Annotated in this window: 20 protein-coding genes; 13 read left to right on the plus strand and 7 right to left on the minus strand. The window is 38.4% G+C overall.

Going from position 1 to position 19,084, the window contains the following annotated elements; all coding sequences use genetic code 11:
- The first annotated feature begins 3 nt into the window (after positions 1-3).
- Both MK482_RS05775 and lacD read left to right on the plus strand, forming a co-directional pair.
- Positions 4-933, plus strand: coding sequence for a tagatose-6-phosphate kinase (locus tag MK482_RS05775; RefSeq protein WP_268718222.1), 930 nt, complete (start codon positions 4-6; stop codon positions 931-933).
- A gap of 1 nt (position 934) precedes the next feature.
- A complete protein-coding gene (gene lacD / locus MK482_RS05780) occupies positions 935-1,915 on the plus strand; it encodes a tagatose-bisphosphate aldolase (protein WP_268718223.1) in 981 nt (326 codons plus the stop codon).
- Between the two features lie 126 nt (positions 1,916-2,041).
- On the opposite strand, the gene lacB is transcribed toward lacD, so the two are convergent.
- From lacB to MK482_RS05795, 3 genes are all read right to left on the minus strand, one after another.
- Positions 2,042-2,560: a galactose-6-phosphate isomerase subunit LacB gene (gene lacB / locus MK482_RS05785; RefSeq protein WP_050215896.1), complete on the minus strand. Its 519-nt coding sequence runs from the start codon at positions 2,558-2,560 to the stop codon at positions 2,042-2,044.
- A gap of 11 nt (positions 2,561-2,571) precedes the next feature.
- Positions 2,572-3,000, minus strand: a complete 429-nt coding sequence (lacA, locus tag MK482_RS05790) for a galactose-6-phosphate isomerase subunit LacA (RefSeq protein ID WP_033680183.1) — start codon at positions 2,998-3,000, stop codon at positions 2,572-2,574.
- Positions 3,001-3,152: 152 nt separating this feature from the next.
- Positions 3,153-3,629, minus strand: a complete 477-nt coding sequence (locus MK482_RS05795) for an RrF2 family transcriptional regulator (protein ID WP_268718233.1) — start codon at positions 3,627-3,629, stop codon at positions 3,153-3,155.
- Between the two features lie 194 nt (positions 3,630-3,823).
- On the opposite strand from MK482_RS05795, the gene MK482_RS05800 reads away from it, so the two are divergent.
- From MK482_RS05800 to MK482_RS05830, 7 genes are all read left to right on the plus strand, one after another.
- Positions 3,824-4,738 carry a DMT family transporter gene (locus MK482_RS05800; protein ID WP_033680185.1) on the plus strand — a complete coding sequence of 305 codons (915 nt, stop codon included), beginning with the start codon at positions 3,824-3,826 and terminating at the stop codon, positions 4,736-4,738.
- 3 nt (positions 4,739-4,741) lie between these two features.
- The gene (locus MK482_RS05805) at positions 4,742-5,152 is read left to right on the plus strand and encodes a class I SAM-dependent methyltransferase (RefSeq protein ID WP_033680313.1); all 411 of its coding nucleotides are present in this window, start codon (positions 4,742-4,744) and stop codon (positions 5,150-5,152) included.
- 209 nt (positions 5,153-5,361) lie between these two features.
- Entirely contained in the window at positions 5,362-6,198 is an 837-nt protein-coding gene (locus MK482_RS05810) for a transcription antiterminator (RefSeq protein ID WP_268718224.1), read from the plus strand.
- 35 nt (positions 6,199-6,233) lie between these two features.
- Positions 6,234-6,551: a PTS lactose/cellobiose transporter subunit IIA gene (locus MK482_RS05815; RefSeq protein ID WP_004260646.1), complete on the plus strand. Its 318-nt coding sequence runs from the start codon at positions 6,234-6,236 to the stop codon at positions 6,549-6,551.
- Entirely contained in the window at positions 6,551-8,242 is a 1,692-nt protein-coding gene (locus tag MK482_RS05820) for a lactose-specific PTS transporter subunit EIIC (RefSeq protein WP_268718225.1), read from the plus strand. The genes MK482_RS05815 and MK482_RS05820 overlap by 1 nt, the downstream gene beginning before the upstream one ends.
- A gap of 586 nt (positions 8,243-8,828) precedes the next feature.
- The gene (gene lacG / locus MK482_RS05825) at positions 8,829-10,235 is read left to right on the plus strand and encodes a 6-phospho-beta-galactosidase (RefSeq protein ID WP_268718226.1); all 1,407 of its coding nucleotides are present in this window, start codon (positions 8,829-8,831) and stop codon (positions 10,233-10,235) included.
- Between the two features lie 41 nt (positions 10,236-10,276).
- Positions 10,277-10,534, plus strand: a complete 258-nt coding sequence (locus MK482_RS05830; RefSeq protein ID WP_080977053.1) for a DUF3884 family protein — start codon at positions 10,277-10,279, stop codon at positions 10,532-10,534.
- Positions 10,535-10,634: 100 nt separating this feature from the next.
- Here MK482_RS05830 and MK482_RS05835 read toward each other — a convergent pair whose 3' ends face one another.
- The 4 genes from MK482_RS05835 to nrdH all read right to left on the minus strand — a co-directional run bounded on the left by MK482_RS05835 (position 10,635) and on the right by nrdH (position 15,163).
- Positions 10,635-11,402, minus strand: a complete 768-nt coding sequence (locus MK482_RS05835) for a DeoR/GlpR family DNA-binding transcription regulator (protein ID WP_023942569.1) — start codon at positions 11,400-11,402, stop codon at positions 10,635-10,637.
- A gap of 146 nt (positions 11,403-11,548) precedes the next feature.
- Positions 11,549-12,511 carry a class 1b ribonucleoside-diphosphate reductase subunit beta gene (gene nrdF, locus MK482_RS05840; protein WP_000451386.1) on the minus strand — a complete coding sequence of 321 codons (963 nt, stop codon included), beginning with the start codon at positions 12,509-12,511 and terminating at the stop codon, positions 11,549-11,551.
- A gap of 193 nt (positions 12,512-12,704) precedes the next feature.
- Entirely contained in the window at positions 12,705-14,864 is a 2,160-nt protein-coding gene (gene nrdE / locus MK482_RS05845; RefSeq protein ID WP_268718227.1) for a class 1b ribonucleoside-diphosphate reductase subunit alpha, read from the minus strand.
- Positions 14,865-14,944: 80 nt separating this feature from the next.
- Positions 14,945-15,163, minus strand: a complete 219-nt coding sequence (nrdH, locus tag MK482_RS05850) for a glutaredoxin-like protein NrdH (protein ID WP_049500732.1) — start codon at positions 15,161-15,163, stop codon at positions 14,945-14,947.
- A 351-nt stretch (positions 15,164-15,514) separates the two neighbouring features.
- Here nrdH and MK482_RS05855 point away from each other — a divergent pair, with 351 nt between their 5' ends.
- The 4 genes from MK482_RS05855 to MK482_RS05870 form a co-directional block, all read left to right on the plus strand.
- Positions 15,515-15,778 (plus strand): phosphocarrier protein HPr, encoded by a 264-nt coding sequence (locus tag MK482_RS05855; RefSeq protein ID WP_000146947.1) that lies wholly within the window; start codon positions 15,515-15,517, stop codon positions 15,776-15,778.
- Between the two features lie 5 nt (positions 15,779-15,783).
- Entirely contained in the window at positions 15,784-17,517 is a 1,734-nt protein-coding gene (gene ptsP / locus MK482_RS05860) for a phosphoenolpyruvate--protein phosphotransferase (protein WP_004241506.1), read from the plus strand.
- A gap of 142 nt (positions 17,518-17,659) precedes the next feature.
- Positions 17,660-18,577, plus strand: coding sequence for a zinc-binding lipoprotein AdcAII (adcAII, locus tag MK482_RS05865; protein WP_268718228.1), 918 nt, complete (start codon positions 17,660-17,662; stop codon positions 18,575-18,577).
- Between the two features lie 7 nt (positions 18,578-18,584).
- On the plus strand, positions 18,585-19,084 hold a 500-nt coding region (locus MK482_RS05870), incomplete at its 3' end, for a pneumococcal-type histidine triad protein (protein WP_268718229.1).

The following is a 19,084-nucleotide window of genomic DNA, read 5'->3' on the forward strand; positions in this document are numbered from 1 at the left end:
CCTATGATTTTAACAGTCACAATGAACCCATCCATTGATATTTCCTATCCCTTGGATGAGTTGAAGATTGATACTGTCAATCGTGTGGTGGATGTAACCAAAACGGCTGGTGGTAAGGGACTCAATGTTACCCGAGTACTTTCAGAATTTGGGGATTCTGTTCTTGCTACTGGTTTAGTGGGTGGTAAACTTGGTGAGTTTTTGGTTGAAAATATCGATAATCAAGTAAAGAAAGATTTCTTCTCAATTCAGGGAGAAACTCGTAACTGTATCGCTATTCTTCACGGAGACAACCAAACAGAAGTTCTTGAAAAAGGTCCTGAAGTATTGGAACAGGAAGGTCAAGAGTTTTTGGAACATTTCAAAAAACTCTTGGAGTCAGTTGAAGTAGTAGCTATCTCAGGTAGTCTGCCAGCTGGCCTTCCAGTTGATTACTACGCAAGCTTGGTAGAACTTGCTAATCAAGCTAGCAAGCCTGTTGTCTTGGACTGCTCTGGTGCAGCACTTCAGGCGGTTCTTGAATCACCACATAAACCAACAGTCATCAAACCAAATAATGAGGAATTATCTCAGCTTCTTGGAAGAGAAGTTTCTGAAGATTTGGATGAATTAAAAGAAGTCCTTCAAGAACCTTTGTTTGCAGGGATTGAATGGATTATCGTTTCGCTTGGTGCCAACGGTGCCTTTGCCAAACATGGTGACACTTTCTACAAGGTAGATATTCCTAGAATTCAGGTGGTAAATCCTGTTGGATCTGGAGACTCTACTGTGGCAGGAATTTCTTCAGGACTTCTTCACAAAGAATCGGATGCAGAATTACTCATCAAGGCAAATGTCCTTGGTATGCTCAATGCTCAAGAAAAAATGACTGGTCATGTCAACATGGCCAACTATCAAGCTCTATATGATCAATTAATAGTAAAAGAGGTATAAAATGGCTTTAACAGAACAAAAACGTGCACGCTTAGAAAAACTTTCTGATGAAAATGGTATCATCTCAGCTCTTGCATTTGACCAACGTGGTGCTTTGAAACGCCTCATGGCTCAACACCAAACAGAAGAACCAACTGTGGCTCAAATGGAAGAACTTAAAGTTTTGGTAGCAGATGAATTGACTAAATACGCTTCATCTATGCTTCTTGACCCTGAGTATGGACTTCCAGCAACTAAAGCTCTTGATGAAAAAGCTGGTCTTCTCCTTGCTTATGAAAAAACAGGTTATGACACAACAAGCACAAAACGCTTGCCAGACTGCTTGGATGTTTGGTCTGCAAAACGTATTAAAGAAGAAGGTGCAGATGCAGTTAAATTCTTGCTTTACTATGACGTAGATAGCTCAGACGAACTCAACCAAGAAAAACAAGCTTACATCGAACGTATCGGTTCTGAATGTGTGGCTGAAGATATCCCATTCTTCCTTGAAATTCTTGCTTACGATGAAAAAATTGCTGACGCAGGTTCTGTAGAATACGCTAAAGTAAAACCACACAAAGTTATCGGTGCTATGAAAGTCTTCTCAGACCCACGCTTTAACATTGATGTCTTGAAAGTAGAAGTTCCTGTTAACATTAAATATGTTGAAGGCTTCGCTGAAGGTGAAGTGGTTTATACACGTGAAGAAGCTGCAGCCTTCTTCAAAGCTCAAGATGAAGCAACTGACTTGCCATACATCTATTTGAGTGCTGGTGTATCAGCTAAACTCTTCCAAGATACTCTTGTATTTGCTCATGAATCAGGTGCAAACTTTAACGGAGTTCTTTGTGGCCGTGCTACATGGGCTGGATCAGTTGAAGCTTACATCAAAGATGGTGAAGTAGCAGCTCGCGAATGGCTTCGTACAACTGGATTTGAAAATATTGATGAACTCAACAAAGTTCTTCAAACAACAGCGACTTCATGGAAAGAACGCGTGTAGCACTCAAATTGCGAAAAAAACTTCAGTCTAGGGATAGAAATATCTCTAGACTTTTTTGATGACGTAAAAATAACCTTGAGTTAGTTATCCTCAAGGTTAGATAAAATATATAAGAAGGAATGCAAGTTAATCGTGATATTCTCCACGATTCCACTTGGCATTCTCTTCATCGAAGATATGATCATTGGCAGCTACATCTGGGCTCACTTCAGATAGTTTATCAATTTTCGCAATCAATTCCTCTTTTTCAGGATTTGGTTTGTACTTGGTATTGATAAATTCATCTACAATGTTGTTAATGAAATTGATACCTAGAATTGCACCACCGAAAGCAACAATATTAGCATTGAGATTTTCACGAGCGGAACGAGCAGTCGCAACATCTCCGACAAGTACAACTCGAGTTCCAGGAACTTTATCAGCAGATACAGCAATTCCAACACCTGTACCGCAAAGGGCGACTCCAAAGTCAGCCCGTCTATTGACGACCTCCTCTGCAATTAAGCGACCATAAATAGGATAGTGAGTACGGACGAAATCATAAGTACCAACATCAATGATTTCATGGCCTTGTTCTTTTAGGTGTTTTGAAATCTTCATCTTCACATCTGTTACAATGTGATCACAACCGAGAGCAATTTTCATGGGAATACCTCCTAGCAGAGCTTGTTCAGCATATCAATGCGAACTTGGTGACGACCAGAATCATAGTTGTGCTCAAGAAAGGCTTTGACTATTTCAACTGCTAAAATATCACCTGTAATTCCAGAACCAATTGTAATGATTGGAGTAGAATTGTGTCGAATAGTCATCATGGCAGAGTGTTCATCGGAAACAGCGGCGCAGATAATACCTTTAAATTTATTAGCAGGCATAAAAGAATGTCCAAACTTGTCAAAAAGAATAGCACGAGCTTGCTTATATTTTCTAAACTCTGTAATAGCATTGACAGTAGAATCAACGAAATCCGCAGAACCTTGTGTAGAGTTGAGGTCAATTACTTCATAACCAGAATGAAGCAGATAGTGTTTGACGGTTTCTTTCAGTTGGAAACCATCTTGGTCAGTAGCTAAAATAACTTTCATAAGAACCTTCTTTCTTTAGCTATCCAAAAGCATGCAATGAAATATCATTGTTGACGATATAGAAGATATATTATATCTTCAAATATAGTATAGTCCTTGTAAAATTATTTGTCAAGGATTTATAAAAACTAGTTGAAGAATTTTTTCTTCAGCTAGTTTTCGCATTTATTGATCCAATTTCTGATATCGGTTAAATCATAGTTAATCTCAGATTGATGGGCTACCTGACTGAGTGTAATAGAAGTCAGGGTTGCAACTAAAGTGTTTTCAATAATATCAAGAGAGCTGGTTACGACGCATCTTTTAGCTTTTTTACTTTCCTCGTTGCCTAAGAATTTTTTTAGAAGATTCTGACTTTCAAAGATTCGGTTTTTTCCTTCTATAGCTACAAATACATCGTAAAAGGTGATTTGACTGAGAGGTTTAGAAAGAGCAATGCCTCCATTTTTCCCTCTAACGGATTTAACCAATCCTTCGTTGTCTAATAGTTTTATAATTTTTTTCAAATAAGAATCTGAAACTTCTAGCCGTTCACTCAAGGAAATTGTATTGATATATTTTCCTTCAGGGAGCTGATCTAACATGAGTAAGACATAGACTGACTGTTCCCAACCTGATGACAATCGCATGTTTGTACCTCCATATAAAAAGATAATCATTATCCACAATTACCAGTATAGTCTTTTTTTGTTTTTTTCTCAATACATAGGAGTTTAAAAAAATAATCTTGGAATTTTTTGATAAATCTCTTGACATTCATTTTTAAAAGAGTAGAATAAAAGACAAAAAATATCATCAATATCTTTTGAAAGAAGGGTCAAAAATGAAACGAGGTTCAAATTTTATTTTTTTGATTTCTATATTACTTACCACACTTTTTATGGGGTCGTCTTTTCCAACTGGGAAATATCTCATAGTAGTTGAAAAGACTCCTCCATTATTACTTGGGGGTGTTCGATTTATTATTGCTGGGTTAGTGATGTTGGTATTATCGTTTTTATTTGGCAAGGGAGGGACTATCATCCCTAAAAGTCAAGGTAGCAAGATAAAGGGGTTTATATTGGTTGTGACTATCGGGCTCTTACAGACAGCTGGAACCATGGGATTTCTTAATCTTGCCCTAGCTCATGATGTGTCATCATCGATGTCTTCTATTATCTTATTTACGAATCCTCTTTGGTTAGCTTTCTTAGCACATTTTTTGTTAAAAGATACATTGACTATTCAGAAGATAAGTGCCTTAGTATTAGGTGTGGCTGGAGTTGTTACTTGTATTGGACTAGATGTATCTGCGTTTAGTTTAGGTGCTTTGTTTGCTTTACTTGGTTCATTTTGTTGGTCAATCAATACAGTTGTCACCAAGAAAATTCCTTTTGATAACGGTCCATGGATATTTACGGCTTGGCAATTGTTATTAGGTGGGGTATTCCTTTACTTATTCTCAATACCTGTGCATGAAAGTTATAACTTTCTAAATTTAGGATTTTGGGGCTGGGTTTGGTTTATATGGTTAATTATTCCTGCGTCTGTTGGTTCGTTTGGACTGTGGTTTTATAGTCTAGGACAAAGGGGAGCAACAGTAGCTAGCAGTTTCTTGTTTTTAGTTCCAGTATTTTCAACTATCTTTTCTATTATGGGCTTACATGAGCTGTTTACATTGAATTTGGTTCTTGGGGGTTCGATGGTTGTGTTAGCATTGGTATTAGTAAACTGGAAAGTTAAGGGAGAAGAGGCGTAGTCTATGGAAGTTGGAAATGATATTGTTATTCAAAAAGGAACACAATGGAGTTTTGGTAATGGTGTAGCTCAACATTTTGATGAGCATGTTAGACAATCTATTTCTTTATATGATGAAGGACATGACCTTGTTTGTCATCTAAGCGATTTTTTTATTCGTGACCATTCCTTATGTTATGAGCTAGGCTCTGCAACGGGTAATCTGATTGGTAAATTATACAAGCGTCACAAGTCTAAAAAAGAAGTTCGTTTTATCGGGATAGAAGAGACTCCAGAAATGAATCAGGTGGCACAATCAAAATTTCCTGAGCTTGAATTTATAACAAGCTCCATGGAGGAAGCCAGGTTAGAACCCAGCGATTTAATTATTAGCTATTATTTCCTTCAGTTTATTCTTCCAGACAAGAGACGATAAAAACATGCGGAAAAAAATAAAAAAGTTCTTCGTAAGGGTTTACAAATTATCAGCATTATGATAAAATACAGTTACAAGTTAATACAAGGTGAGTGTTACTAAGTAATATTAGGCATGATCACAGGTGAATTAGAAATCGGCTGATTTTCTAGTTCATTTGTGGTCATTTTTTGTACTCATATACCTTTAAGATTTAAAAGGAGGTTGACATGTATCGAATTCTAAATCCAATAAATCACAATGTTTCGCTTGTCAGGAATGATAAAGGAGAAGAAGTGATTGTAATTGGTAAGGGGATTGCATTTGGAAAGAGGAAGGGAGATTTGATTGCTGAACATCAGGTTGAGAAAATCTTTCGGATGAAGACCGAAGAGTCCAGAGAAAACTTTATGGCTCTTCTCAAAGATGTTCCGCTAGATTTTATCACAGTGACTTATGAGATCATTGATAAGCTTTCAAAGAAATATCATTATCCGATTCAAGAGTATCTCTACGTAACCTTGACAGATCATATTTACTGTTCTTACCAAGCTCTAGCACAAGGAAGGTACAAGGATAGTAATCTGCCAGATATTTCCACTAAGTATCCTATCGCTTTTCAAATCGCAAATGAAGCATTTGAAATTTACCGTCAGAAGCTAGCAGATCATTTTCCTGAGGATGAAATTATTCGGATTGCTTATCATTTCATTAATGCCGAAGGCGAAAATGAAGTGGAACTTGTGGAGTCGATTGATAAGAGGAAAGAAATTCTCAGGAATGTTGAAGAAGTTTTAACGGACTATGCAATTCAACGAACTAAAAAGAATAACCATTTCTATGATCGCTTTATGATACATCTAAATTATTTCTTGGATTATTTGGATAGATCCAGAGATGATAATCAATCACTTCTAGATATGGAAGACCATATCAAACAATCTTATCCAAAAGCATTCGAGATTGGTTCCAAGATCTATGATGTGATTATGCAACATACGGGTCTTGATTTGTATAAAAGTGAACGAGTTTATCTAGTTCTACATATCCAACGTTTATTGTCATAAAAATTTAATTAAAAATACATAAGGAGAATTCTATCATGAATAGAGAAGAAGTAACATTGTTAGGTTTTGAAATCGTAGCCTATGCTGGCGATGCTCGTTCAAAACTATTGGAAGCCTTGAAGGCTGCTGAAGCTGGTGATTTTGAAAAAGCGGACGCTCTGGTAGAGGAAGCTGGTAGCTGTATTGCAGAGGCTCACCACGCGCAAACAAGTCTATTGACCAAGGAAGCAGCTGGCGAGGATTTGGCTTATAGCGTAACCATGATGCATGGTCAAGATCACTTGATGACAACTATTTTATTAAAAGATTTGATGCACCATTTAATCGAACTCTATAAGAGAGGAGTTAAGTAATGAATAAATTAATTGCATTTATCGAGAAAGGAAAGCCTTTCTTTGAGAAACTATCTCGTAATATCTATCTTCGTGCTATTCGTGATGGTTTCATTGCAGGTATGCCTGTTATTCTCTTCTCAAGTATTTTTATCTTGATTGCCTTTGTACCAAACTCATGGGGTTTTAAATGGTCTGATGAAGTTGTAGCCTTTCTGATGAAACCTTATAGCTATTCAATGGGGATTCTGGCTCTCTTGGTAGCTGGTACAACAGCTAAGTCATTGACCGACTCAGTAAACCGTAGCATGGAGAAAACTAATCAAATCAACTATATGTCAACATTGTTGGCAGCAATTGTTGGTTTGTTGATGTTGGCAGCTGATCCTATCGAAAATGGTCTAGCTACTGGATTCTTGGGGACAAAAGGTTTGCTTTCAGCCTTCCTTGCTGCCTTTGTAACCGTAGCAATCTATAAGGTTTGTGTTAAGAACAACGTCACTATTCGTATGCCTGACGAAGTTCCACCAAATATCTCACAAGTCTTTAAAGATGTGATTCCATTCACTCTCTCAGTTGTTTCACTTTATGCTCTTGATTTACTAGCTCGTCATTTTGTTGGTGCAAGCGTAGCTGAATCAATCGGTAAATTCTTTGCACCATTATTCTCTGCTGCTGATGGTTATCTAGGTATCACCATTATCTTTGGTGCCTTTGCCTTCTTCTGGTTTGTTGGGATACATGGTCCATCTATCGTTGAACCAGCAATCGCAGCTATTACCTATGCAAATGCCGAAGTCAACTTGAACCTTCTTCAACAAGGGATGCATGCAGACAAGATTCTTACTTCTGGTACACAAATGTTTATCGTTACCATGGGTGGTACTGGTGCGACACTGGTTGTTCCATTCATGTTCATGTGGTTAACAAAATCAAAACGTAACCGTGCAATCGGACGTGCGTCTGTTGTTCCAACTTTCTTTGGTGTAAATGAACCAATCTTGTTTGGTGCACCGCTTGTATTGAACCCGATTTTCTTCATTCCATTTATCTTTGCTCCAATCGCAAACGTTTGGATCTTTAAATTCTTCATTGAAACTCTTGGAATGAATTCATTTACTGCTAATCTACCATGGACAACCCCAGCTCCACTAGGTCTAGTTCTTGGTACTAACTTCCAAGTTCTATCATTCATTCTTGCTGCCCTTCTAATCGTAGTTGACGTAGTCATTTACTATCCATTCATTAAGGTCTATGATGAACAAATTCTAGAAGAAGAGCGTTCAGGTAAATCTAATGATGAATTGAAAGACAAAGTTGCTGCAAACTTCAACACTGCAAAAGCAGATGCTATTCTTGAGAAAGCGGGTGTAGAAGCAGCACAAAATACAATCACTGAAGAAACAAATGTCCTCGTTCTCTGTGCTGGTGGAGGTACAAGTGGTCTCCTTGCAAATGCTTTGAACAAGGCAGCTGCAGAGTACAATGTTCCTGTGAAAGCAGCAGCAGGTGGCTATGGTGCTCACCGTGAAATGTTGCCAGAGTTTGATCTTGTTATCCTAGCTCCTCAAGTTGCTTCAAACTTTGAAGATATGAAAGCAGAAACAGATAAGCTCGGTATTAAACTTGCGAAAACAGAAGGCGCTCAATACATCAAATTAACTCGTGATGGAAAAGGTGCTCTTGCATTTGTACAAGCTCAATTCGATTAACGATAGGGACTGTGAAACAGTCTCCTCTCGTTACGGAAATCGCTATGGCGAATTTCCTAATCGCCTTGTTAATTCGTCGGTAAAAAGATATCGTTTTTACATCCTCATGTCACAATTCGATTAAGGCTAGGAACTGTGAAACAGTCTCCTCTCGTTACGGAAATCGCTATGGCGAATTTCCTAATCGCCTTGTTAATTCGTCGGTAAAAAGATATCGTTTTTACCTCCTCATGTCACAATTCGATTAAGGCTAGGAACTGTGAAACAGTCTCCTCTCGTTACGGAAATCGCTATGGCGAATTTCCTAATTGCCTTGTTAATTCGTCGGTAAAAAGATATCGTTTTTACCTCCTCATGTCACAATTCGATTAATAATAGGGACTATGAAATAGTTTCCTCTCGTTACGGAAATCGCTATGGCGAATTTCCTAATCGCCTTATTAATTCGTCGGTAAAAAGATATCGTTTTTACCTCCTCATGTCACAATTCGGTGACTTGGTACAAGAAGTGAGATGGAGAAGGATGGCTCACTGACTCCTCTCCTCTCACTTTTACTTTATTTAAATCAAGAAATAGGTGAAAAAAATGACAAAAACATTACCAAAAGACTTTATTTTCGGTGGCGCAACAGCTGCTTATCAAGCAGAAGGTGCTACGCATACTGATGGTAAAGGACCAGTAGCGTGGGATAAATATCTTGAAGATAACTACTGGTACACTGCGGAGCCAGCTAGTGATTTTTACAATCGATATCCAGTTGACCTTAAGCTAGCAGAAGAGTATGGTGTCAATGGTATTCGAATTTCTATTGCCTGGTCACGTATTTTCCCGTCTGGTTATGGTCAAGTAAATGCTAAAGGTGTTGAGTTTTATCATAATCTATTTGCAGAGTGTCACAAACGTCATGTTGAGCCCTTTGTAACTCTTCATCACTTTGACACGCCAGAAGCTCTCCACTCAAATGGAGACTTCTTAAACCGTGAAAATATTGAACACTTTGTAGACTACGCAGCTTTCTGTTTTGAAGAATTTCCAGAAGTAAACTATTGGACAACCTTTAATGAAATTGGGCCAATCGGTGATGGTCAATACTTGGTTGGGAAATTCCCTCCAGGTATCCAGTACGACCTTGCCAAAGTCTTCCAATCGCACCACAATATGATGGTGTCTCATGCGCGTGCAGTCAAGCTATATAAAGATAAAGGTTATAAAGGTGAAATTGGTGTTGTTCACGCTCTGCCAACTAAGTATCCTTTGGATCCTGAAAATCCAGCAGATGTTATTGCGGCAGAGTTGGAGGACATTATCCATAACAAATTTATCTTGGATGCAACTTATCTGGGTCACTACTCTGAAAAGACTCTGGCAGGGGTAGAGGCTATCTTGGCTGCCAATGGTGGTAGCTTAGATCTTCGTGAAGAAGATTTCACAGCATTAGAAGCCGCAAAAGACTTGAACGACTTCCTTGGAATCAATTACTATATGAGTGACTGGATGGAAGCCTTTGATGGAGAAACTGAAATCATCCACAATGGTAAGGGTGAAAAAGGAAGTTCTAAATACCAAATCAAAGGTGTTGGTCGTCGTGTAGCTCCTGATTATGTGCCACGCACGGACTGGGATTGGATTATCTACCCTCAGGGTTTATATGACCAAATCATGCGCGTGAAGAAAGATTATCCTAACTACAAGAAGATTTACATCACTGAAAATGGACTTGGTTATAAAGATGAGTTCGTCGATAACACTGTTTACGATGATGGCCGTATTGATTATGTCAAACAACACTTAGAGGTCTTGTCTGATGCGATTGCAGATGGTGCTAATGTAAAAGGTTACTTCATTTGGTCATTGATGGACGTCTTCTCATGGTCAAATGGATATGAGAAACGTTACGGTCTCTTCTATGTAGACTTTGAAACTCAAGAACGTTATCCTAAGAAATCAGCTCATTGGTACAAGAAAGTAGCGGAAAGCCAGATTATAGACTAGTAGAATTAGTCATTAGATATAGAATTCTAGTGAGGTAAAAGATGTTCAAAGATTTTATCCAATCTATTTATGAAAAAGTTTATATTATCAATTTTGATAAATGTTCTCAAATACCTTGTTTGACTAATGAGGAGCTGAAAAAACTTGGGAAATGGTATGTCTCTACCGGTAAAGAATGGATTTGTCATTCAGACTATGAGCTGGAAGAATTTAAAAATCTGTTTTTAAATTTTATCAATCCTGAAGAATGGGATAATATCTCCTTTGATTCAGATTTTATGCCGTTTCAACAATCATAAAGTAGGAAACTCTTTGTAAAAATCTTTATCAAAAAATGCGTCATATCAAGATTCTTATTTTCTTGATGTGACGCATTTTATATTTTATCAATCCTCAGTTTTATGGTTTAGAAAGAATAATTTTTGTTTGTTTTGAAAGTTGGTCGAAGGTTTCTTTGCTCAGTTTAGAATCTGAAACGATGGTATCAATATCAGAGATATTGTAGAAGGTATAAAAATCAAATTTATTGAACTTACTATTGTCAGCTAGTAAGTATTTTTTATTGGAATTGTTGAGGGCGATGCGTTGGGATTCACCTTCTTCTTCACTAAAGGTCGCAATCGCATTGTCCTGAATACCATTACAGCTAACGAAGGCTTTAGAAAATTGTAAATTGGCCAAGTTTTGCAAGGTTAGTGTTCCTACAAAGGCTCCAGTGATAGAGCGGTAGTTTCCACCGATTAAAATCAAATCTGTTAGTTTTCGTTCGTTTAGGATGAGAAAGACTGGTAAACTGTTTGTTACAACACGAATATTATCAATTGGAAGTTCACGGGCAAAAGATTCCAAGGTTGTCCCTGGACCGATAAAAATGGTTTCACCTTCATCGATTAAATGGCCTGCAAAACGGCTAATTTCTTGTTTTTCTGCAATCTGTAAGCTTTGTTTTTCAATATTGGAACGTTCATTATTTAAAATAGAACCTGTGCGAATTTTTTCAGCTCCCCCGTGCACACGAACAAGTAAATCTTTGTCAGCTAACTCTTGCAAGTAGCGTCTAGCAGTCATATCTGATACATCCAAGCGAGTCATGATTTCTTTTACAGTAATAGTTCCCTTTGTATTCACCGTTTCTAGAATATTATCTAGTTTTTCCTGCTTTAACATCGTTATCACCTCTATTTCTATTACTATTTTATCATAAAGTATTCAATCAATCAATCAATTTAAAAAACAAAAGAAAACAAAAACAAAAATATCATGGTTGTTTTAAACAAACCATGATATTTGTTATCAGTTCTGGGATAATTGAATTAGTCTAAACCGTAGTTGTAATCATCGTCTTGCATGGCTTCAACTTCACCAAGGAGGTAACCATTTCCGACTTGAGAGAAGAAGTCGTGGTTGGAAGTTCCTGTTGAAATACCGTTCATAACGATTGGGTTGACATCATCTGCTGAGTCTGGGAAGAGTGGATCTTGTCCCAGGTTCATGAGAGCTTTATTGGCATTGTAGCGAAGGAAGGTTTTGACTTCTTCCGTCCAACCAACACCGTCATAGAGGCTTTCTGTGTAGCCTTCTTCGTTTTCATAAAGAGTATAGAGCAGGTCGTACATCCATTCTTTGAGTTTTTCTTGCTCTTCTTCAGGTAATTCATTGAAACCAAGTTGGAATTTATAACCGATGTAGGTTCCGTGAACAGACTCATCACGAATAATTAATTTAATGATTTCTGCGACGTTGGCTAGTTTGTTGTTACCGAGATAGTAGAGGGGAGTGAAGAAACCAGAGTAGAAGAGGAAGGTTTCGAGGAAGACGCTGGCAACTTTCTTTTCAAGTGGGCTACCGTTTAGGTAGATTTCGTTGACAATCTCAGCCTTCTTTTGTAGGTAAGGATTGGTATTGGTCCATTCGAAAATTTCTTCAATCTCAGCCTTAGTATTCAAGGTAGAAAAGATTGATGAGTAAGATTTTGCGTGGACAGATTCCATAAATTGGATGTTATTGAAAACAGCTTCCTCATGGGGGGTACGGATGTCTGCGCGAAGGGCTTGAACCCCTGTTTCAGATTGCATAGTGTCGAGAAGGGTTAAACCACCAAAGACTTTTCCAACCAAGTCTTTTTCTACATTTGATAGCTTTCTCCAGTCATCCAAGTCATTTGACAAAGGAATACGTGTATCAAGCCAGAATTGCTCCGTCAGTTTTTCCCAAGTTGATTTGTCGATGACATCTTCGATGGCATTCCAGTTAATGGCTTTGTAGTAAGTTTCCATTTTGAAATCTCTTTCTGTGTTTAGTATTGCGAACTCACAATTACTTCTATTTTATCATAATTCTAGAGGAGTATCGCACAAAAAGTCGGAAGCCCGACTTTTTGTTATTTCATAGTATAGATGCTTATTCCAGTTTAGTTTAGCAGGGTGAATGAATACTTATCTGAGAAAATGTAGTTTCCTCAAGCAAAGATTAAATCACACAGCTTTCACATTGGTTGGCACCGACTTCTCCACCGTCATCTGTAAAGGTACGGACGTAGTAGATAGACTTGATACCCTTGTTAAAGGCATAGTTACGAAGGATAGACAAGTCACGTGTCGTTTGCTTATTTTCCTTCTTCCATTCATAAAGACCTTTTGGAATGTCACTACGCATGAAGAGGGTGAGTGAAAGTCCTTGGTCCACGTGCTCAGTTGCAGCAGCATAGACATCAATCACCTTACGCATATCCATGTCGTAAGCAGAAGTGTAGTAAGGAATGGTTTCTGTTGACAAGCCAGCAGCAGGGTAGTAGATTTTCCCGATTTTCTTTTCTTGACGTTCTTCGATACGTTGTGTAATCGGGTGAATAGAAGCAGAAACGTCATTGATGTAACTGATAGAACCATTTGGCGCTACAGCAAGGCGGTTTTGGTGGTAAAGACCATCTGCTTGAACCTTGTCGCGCAGTTCAGCCCAGTCAGCGGTACTTGGGATAAAGACATCTTTGAAGAGTTCTTTAACACGGTCTGATTTTGGAACAAACTCGCCAGTCACATACTTGTCGAAGTAGCTTCCGTTAGCATAGTCTGATTTTTCAAAGTTGTGGAAGGTGATACCACGTTCACGCGCAATATTGTTTGACTCAACTAAAGTCCAGTAGTTCATAAGCATAAAGTAGATGCTAGTAAACTCAACAGACTCAGGTGACCCATATTCAATCAATTGTTGGGCAAGGTAGCTGTGAAGTCCCATGGCACCAAGACCAAAGGTATGAGCTTGGCTATTTCCGTGGTCGATGGTAGGAACAGCTACGATGTGTGAACTATCTGTAACGAAAGTAAGGGCACGAACCATAGCACGGATAGAACGACCAAAGTCAGGTGAAGTCATCATGTTGACTACGTTGGTTGAACCAAGGTTACATGAAACGTCCGTTCCCATTTGAAGGAATTCTTGAGCATCGTTGATCAAGCTTGGTTCTTGAACTTGAAGAATCTCAGAACACAAGTTACTCATGATAATCTTACCATCAACAGGGTTTGCACGGTTAGCCGTATCAATGTTGACTACATAAGGGTAGCCAGACTCTTGTTGCAATTTAGAGATTTCAGTTTCCAAATCACGCGCCTTGATTTTTGTCTTGCGGATATTTGGATTTGCGACTAGCTCATCGTATTTTTCAGTGATGTCGATGTAGTTAAATGGCACACCGTATTCAAGCTCTACTGAGTATGGACTGAAGAGATACATTTCTTCATTTTTACGTGCTAATTCGTAGAATTTATCGGGTACTACAACACCAAGTGAAAGGGTCTTTACACGAACTTTTTCATCGGCGTTTTCTTTCTTAGTTGAAAGAAAGGCGATGATATCTGGGTGGAAGACATTGAGGTAAACAACACCGGCACCTTGACGTTGACCCAATTGGTTTGAGTAAGAGAAGCTATCTTCGAAAAGCTTCATAACTGGAACGACACCTGAAGCAGCTCCTTCATAGCCTTTGATAGGTGCACCAGCTTCACGAAGGTTGCTGAGGGTAATTCCCACACCACCACCGATACGTGAAAGTTGAAGAGCTGAGTTGATAGAACGTCCGATAGAGTTCATATCATCAGTTACTTGGATTAGGAAGCAAGATACTAACTCCCCACGGCGAGCACGTCCAGCATTCAAGAAGGAAGGAGTAGCAGGTTGGTAGCGTTGGTGGATGATTTCATTGGCAATATCGATTGCGACAGCCTCATTGCCATCAGCGAAATAAAGAGCGTTAAAGAAGACGCGGTCTTCCATACTTTCAAGATAATATTCACCGTCGTTTGTCTTCAAGGCATATTGATTGTAAAACTTATAGGCAGCCATGAAAGACTTGAATTGGAAGTTTTGGTCTTTGATAAATTGCGACAATTCTTCCAAGAATTCTGGACGGTATTTCTTGATAAAGGCTGTTTCGATGTAGTTGTGTTCAATGAGGTAGTTTATTTTATTTTTGATTGAATCAAAAATCATAGTGTTTGGAACTACATTTTCTTTAAAGAAAGCATCCAAGGCTTCCTTATCTTTATGAAGCATGATTTGTCCGTTGACAGGACGGTTGATTTCGTTATTGAGACGGAAGTAAGTCACGTCCTCAAGATGTTTTAATCCCATAAAATTTCCCTTATCTAATTACAAAAGAAAGGCTTCTAAGTTAGCCCTAGAAGCAGTTTCTTCTGGATGGTGTACTAAGATTATGCTAATTGTTTCAGTTTTCCTGGTTGGAAACCTGAAAAGACTTCAGTTGGTGTTTGGATAACAGGAGCTGCGCTGAAACCGAGCTCTTTAACCTGATCGATGTACTCAGGTTGCTCATCAAGATTGATTTCACGATAAGTGACATTATTACTGTCCAAGAAACGCTTGGTCATCTTACATTGAACACAGTTGTTTTTAGAATAAACGGTTACCATTGTGTAACTCCTCTTTAAAATTTAATTCTATCCTAGTATATCAGAAAATAAATTTTTGTCAATGATTTAAAACTAAATATAGTGGTCTGTTTTTCTACATAACCTAACAAAACACAATATGTAGTGTTTGTTTTTGTGAAATAGTGATAATTATCATATAATTTGTTTTTTGAAAAACTATATCCTGTGTTTTGTTACATAAGATAGAAGATTTTCAGCAAGTTATCTGAAAGGAAATCGAATAAATCCCATAAAATGCTTGAAAAAAATCCTAGAAGATGATATAATACCAAATTGTAAGGGTTATCACATATAACTCAAAAAAAGAAAGAACAAAAGGAGAGTCAAACTATGGCTTCTAAAGATTTCCACGTAGTGGCAGAAACAGGTATTCACGCACGTCCAGCAACATTGTTGGTACAAACTGCTAGCAAATTTGCTTCAGATATCACTCTTGAGTACAAAGGTAAATCAGTTAACCTTAAATCAATCATGGGTGTTATGAGTCTTGGTGTTGGCCAAGGTGCTGACGTAACTATCTCAGCTGAAGGTGCAGATGCAGATGATGCTATCGCTGCAATCTCAGAAACAATGGAAAAAGAAGGATTGGCATAAGGAAAATGACAGAAATGCTTAAAGGAATCGCAGCATCTGATGGTGTTGCAGTTGCAAAAGCATATCTACTCGTTCAACCGGATTTGTCATTCGAGACTGTTTCAGTCGAAGATACAAACGCAGAAGAGGCTCGTTTGGATGTAGCTCTTGAAGCTTCTCAAAACGAGCTTTCTCTTATCCGTGAGAAAGCTGTAGGTACGCTTGGTGAAGAAGCGGCTCAAGTTTTTGACGCTCATTTGATGGTTCTTGCTGACCCAGAATTGATTGGTCAGATTAAAGAAACAATCCGTGCTAAGAAAGTCAATGCTGAAGCAGGTCTTAAAGAAGTGACTGACATGTTCATCACTATCTTTGAAGGCATGGAAGACAACCCATATATGCAAGAACGTGCAGCGGATATCCGCGACGTGACAAAACGTGTATTGGCAAATCTTCTTGGTAAGAAATTGCCAAACCCAGCTTCTATCAATGAAGAAGTAATCGTCATTGCGCATGACTTGACACCATCTGATACAGCTCAATTGGACAAAAACTTTGTAAAAGCTTTTGTAACAAATATCGGTGGACGTACAAGCCACTCAGCTATCATGGCACGTACACTTGAAATTGCAGCTGTATTGGGAACAAATAACATCACTGAAGTGGTGAAAGACGGTGATATCCTTGCCGTTAACGGAATTACTGGTGAAGTAATTATCAACCCAACAGATGAACAAGCAGCAGAATTTAAAGCAGCTGGTGAAGCTTATGCTAAACAAAAAGCTGAATGGGCACTTTTGAAAGATGCTCAAACAGTGACTGCTGACGGTAAACACTTCGAGTTGGCTGCTAACATCGGTACTCCAAAAGACGTTGAAGGTGTTAACAACAACGGTGCAGAAGCTGTTGGACTTTACCGTACAGAATTCTTGTACATGGATTCTCAAGACTTCCCAACTGAAGATGAGCAGTATGAAGCATACAAGGCTGTTCTTGAGGGAATGAATGGTAAACCAGTGGTTGTTCGTACAATGGATATTGGTGGAGATAAGGAACTTCCTTACTTCGATATGCCACACGAAATGAACCCATTCCTTGGATTCCGTGCCCTTCGTATCTCTATTTCTGAAACTGGAGATGCAATGTTCCGCACTCAAATCCGTGCTCTTCTTCGTGCTTCTGTACACGGTCAATTGCGTATCATGTTCCCAATGGTTGCCCTTTTGAAAGAATTCCGTGCAGCTAAAGCAGTTTATGAAGAAGAAAAAGCAAATCTTCTTGCTGAAGGTGTTGCAGTTGCGGATGACATCCAAGTTGGTATCATGATTGAAATCCCTGCAGCAGCGATGCTTGCAGACCAATTTGCAAAAGAAGTAGACTTCATGTCAATTGGTACAAACGATTTGATCCAATACTCAATGGCAGCAGACCGTATGAACGAGCAAGTTTCCTACCTTTACCAACCATATAACCCATCAATCCTTCGCTTGATCAATAACGTTATCAAGGCAGCTCACGCTGAAGGTAAATGGGCTGGTATGTGTGGTGAGATGGCTGGTGACCAAAAAGCTGTTCCACTTCTTGTCGGAATGGGCTTGGATGAGTTCTCTATGTCAGCAACATCTGTACTTCGTACACGTAGCTTGATGAAGAAATTGGACACTGCTAAGATGGAAGAGTACGCTAACCGTGCCCTTACAGAGTGTTCAACAATGGAAGAAGTCCTTGAACTTCAAAAAGAATACGTTAACTTTGATTAATCGAAAAGTCCTTGCAACTAAGTTGCAAGGACTTTTTATAGTTTAAAATCAGAAAATCTATTAACTAGTTCATAAAATGCTTGACAATAAAAAAAATTGGAGTAGAATATTAACTAGTTAAATAACTAGTTAAGGAGTTTTTATGAAGAAACAAAATTTGTTTTTAGTGTTGTTAAGTGTCTTTCTTTTGTGTTTAGCTGCTTGTGGTCAAAAGGAAAGCCAGTCAGGTAAAGGGATGAAAATTGTGACCAGTTTTTACCCTATCTATGCCATGGTCAAGGATGTATCTGGTGACTTGAATGATGTTAGAATGATTCAGTCAAGTAGCGGAATTCACTCCTTTGAACCTTCAGCAAATGATATTGCAGCCATCTATGATGCAGATGTCTTTGTTTACCATTCGCATACGCTCGAATCTTGGGCAGGAAGTCTGGATCCCAATCTTAAAAAATCCAAAGTTAAGGTTTTAGAGGCTTCTGAAGGAATGACATTGGATCGTGTTCCTGGATTAGAAGATGTGGACGCAGGTGATGGAGTTGATGAAAAAACGCTTTATGACCCTCACACTTGGCTAGATCCTGAAAAAGCTGGAGAAGAAGCCCAAATTATCGCTGATAAACTTTCAGAGGTTGATAGTGAGCATAAAGAAACTTATCAAAAAAATGCGCAAGCCTTTATCAAAAAAGCTCAAGAATTGACTAAGAAATTCCAGCCTAAATTTGAAAAAGCGAGTCAGAAAACATTTGTAACACAACATACAGCCTTTTCTTATCTAGCTAAGCGATTTGGACTCAATCAACTTGGTATTGCAGGTATCTCTCCAGAACAAGAACCAAGTCCAAGACAACTAACAGAAATTCAGGAATTTGTTAAAACCTATAAGGTTAAAACGATTTTTACAGAAAGTAATGCTTCTTCGAAAGTAGCTGAAACTCTTGTCAAATCAACAGGTGTTGGTCTTAAAACTCTGAATCCTTTAGAGGCAGACCCACAAAATGATAAGACTTATCTAGAAAACCTTGAAGAAAATATGAGTATTTTAGCAGAAGAATTAAAGTGAGGAAAGAATGAAAATCAATAAAAAATATCTAGCTGGGTCAGCAGCAGCACTTGTTTTAAGTGTCTGTGCTTATGAACTAGGTTTGCATCAAGCTCAAACTGTAAAAGAAAATAATCGTGTTTCATACATCGATGGTAACCAACCAAGCCAAAAGGCAGAAAATTTGACACCTGATGAAGTCAGTAAAAAAGAAGGTATTAATGCCGAGCAAATCGTTATCAAGATTACGGACCAAGGTTATGTGACTTCTCATGGAGACCATTATCATTACTATAATGGCAAGGTTCCTTATGATGCTATCATTAGTGAAGAACTGCTGATGAAAGATCCAAATTATCAGTTAAAGGATTCAGACATTGTCAATGAAATCAAGGGTGGCTATGTGATTAAGGTAGATGGTAAGTATTATGTCTATCTTAAGGATGTGGCACATGCTGATAATGTTCGAACAAAAGAAGAAATTACTCGTCAGAAGCAGGAACACAGTAGTAATCACGGAGGTGGTTC

The sequence above is a fragment of the Streptococcus mitis genome (genome assembly GCF_026782865.1).
Lineage (GTDB): Bacteria > Bacillota > Bacilli > Lactobacillales > Streptococcaceae > Streptococcus > Streptococcus mitis_CG.

Excerpts from the sequence above, each read along its gene's own strand:
- MK482_RS05805 (WP_033680313.1), top strand. The coding sequence starts at position 4,742 with ATGGAAGTTGGAAATGATATTGTTATTCAAAAAGGAACACAATGGAGT.
- adcAII (WP_268718228.1), top strand. The coding sequence starts at position 17,660 with ATGAAGAAACAAAATTTGTTTTTAGTGTTGTTAAGTGTCTTTCTTTTG.
- MK482_RS05835 (WP_023942569.1), bottom strand. The coding sequence starts at position 11,402 with ATGTTAAAGCAGGAAAAACTAGATAATATTCTAGAAACGGTGAATACA.
- lacG (WP_268718226.1), top strand. The coding sequence starts at position 8,829 with ATGACAAAAACATTACCAAAAGACTTTATTTTCGGTGGCGCAACAGCT.
- MK482_RS05810 (WP_268718224.1), top strand. The coding sequence starts at position 5,362 with ATGTATCGAATTCTAAATCCAATAAATCACAATGTTTCGCTTGTCAGG.
- MK482_RS05855 (WP_000146947.1), top strand. The coding sequence starts at position 15,515 with ATGGCTTCTAAAGATTTCCACGTAGTGGCAGAAACAGGTATTCACGCA.
- MK482_RS05830 (WP_080977053.1), top strand. The coding sequence starts at position 10,277 with ATGTTCAAAGATTTTATCCAATCTATTTATGAAAAAGTTTATATTATC.
- MK482_RS05815 (WP_004260646.1), top strand. The coding sequence starts at position 6,234 with ATGAATAGAGAAGAAGTAACATTGTTAGGTTTTGAAATCGTAGCCTAT.
- lacD (WP_268718223.1), top strand. The coding sequence starts at position 935 with ATGGCTTTAACAGAACAAAAACGTGCACGCTTAGAAAAACTTTCTGAT.
- ptsP (WP_004241506.1), top strand. The coding sequence starts at position 15,784 with ATGACAGAAATGCTTAAAGGAATCGCAGCATCTGATGGTGTTGCAGTT.
- MK482_RS05820 (WP_268718225.1), top strand. The coding sequence starts at position 6,551 with ATGAATAAATTAATTGCATTTATCGAGAAAGGAAAGCCTTTCTTTGAG.
- nrdF (WP_000451386.1), bottom strand. The coding sequence starts at position 12,511 with ATGGAAACTTACTACAAAGCCATTAACTGGAATGCCATCGAAGATGTC.
- MK482_RS05775 (WP_268718222.1), top strand. The coding sequence starts at position 4 with ATGATTTTAACAGTCACAATGAACCCATCCATTGATATTTCCTATCCC.
- lacB (WP_050215896.1), bottom strand. The coding sequence starts at position 2,560 with ATGAAAATTGCTCTCGGTTGTGATCACATTGTAACAGATGTGAAGATG.
- MK482_RS05800 (WP_033680185.1), top strand. The coding sequence starts at position 3,824 with ATGAAACGAGGTTCAAATTTTATTTTTTTGATTTCTATATTACTTACC.
- nrdE (WP_268718227.1), bottom strand. The coding sequence starts at position 14,864 with ATGGGATTAAAACATCTTGAGGACGTGACTTACTTCCGTCTCAATAAC.
- lacA (WP_033680183.1), bottom strand. The coding sequence starts at position 3,000 with ATGAAAGTTATTTTAGCTACTGACCAAGATGGTTTCCAACTGAAAGAA.
- nrdH (WP_049500732.1), bottom strand. The coding sequence starts at position 15,163 with ATGGTAACCGTTTATTCTAAAAACAACTGTGTTCAATGTAAGATGACC.
- MK482_RS05795 (WP_268718233.1), bottom strand. The coding sequence starts at position 3,629 with ATGCGATTGTCATCAGGTTGGGAACAGTCAGTCTATGTCTTACTCATG.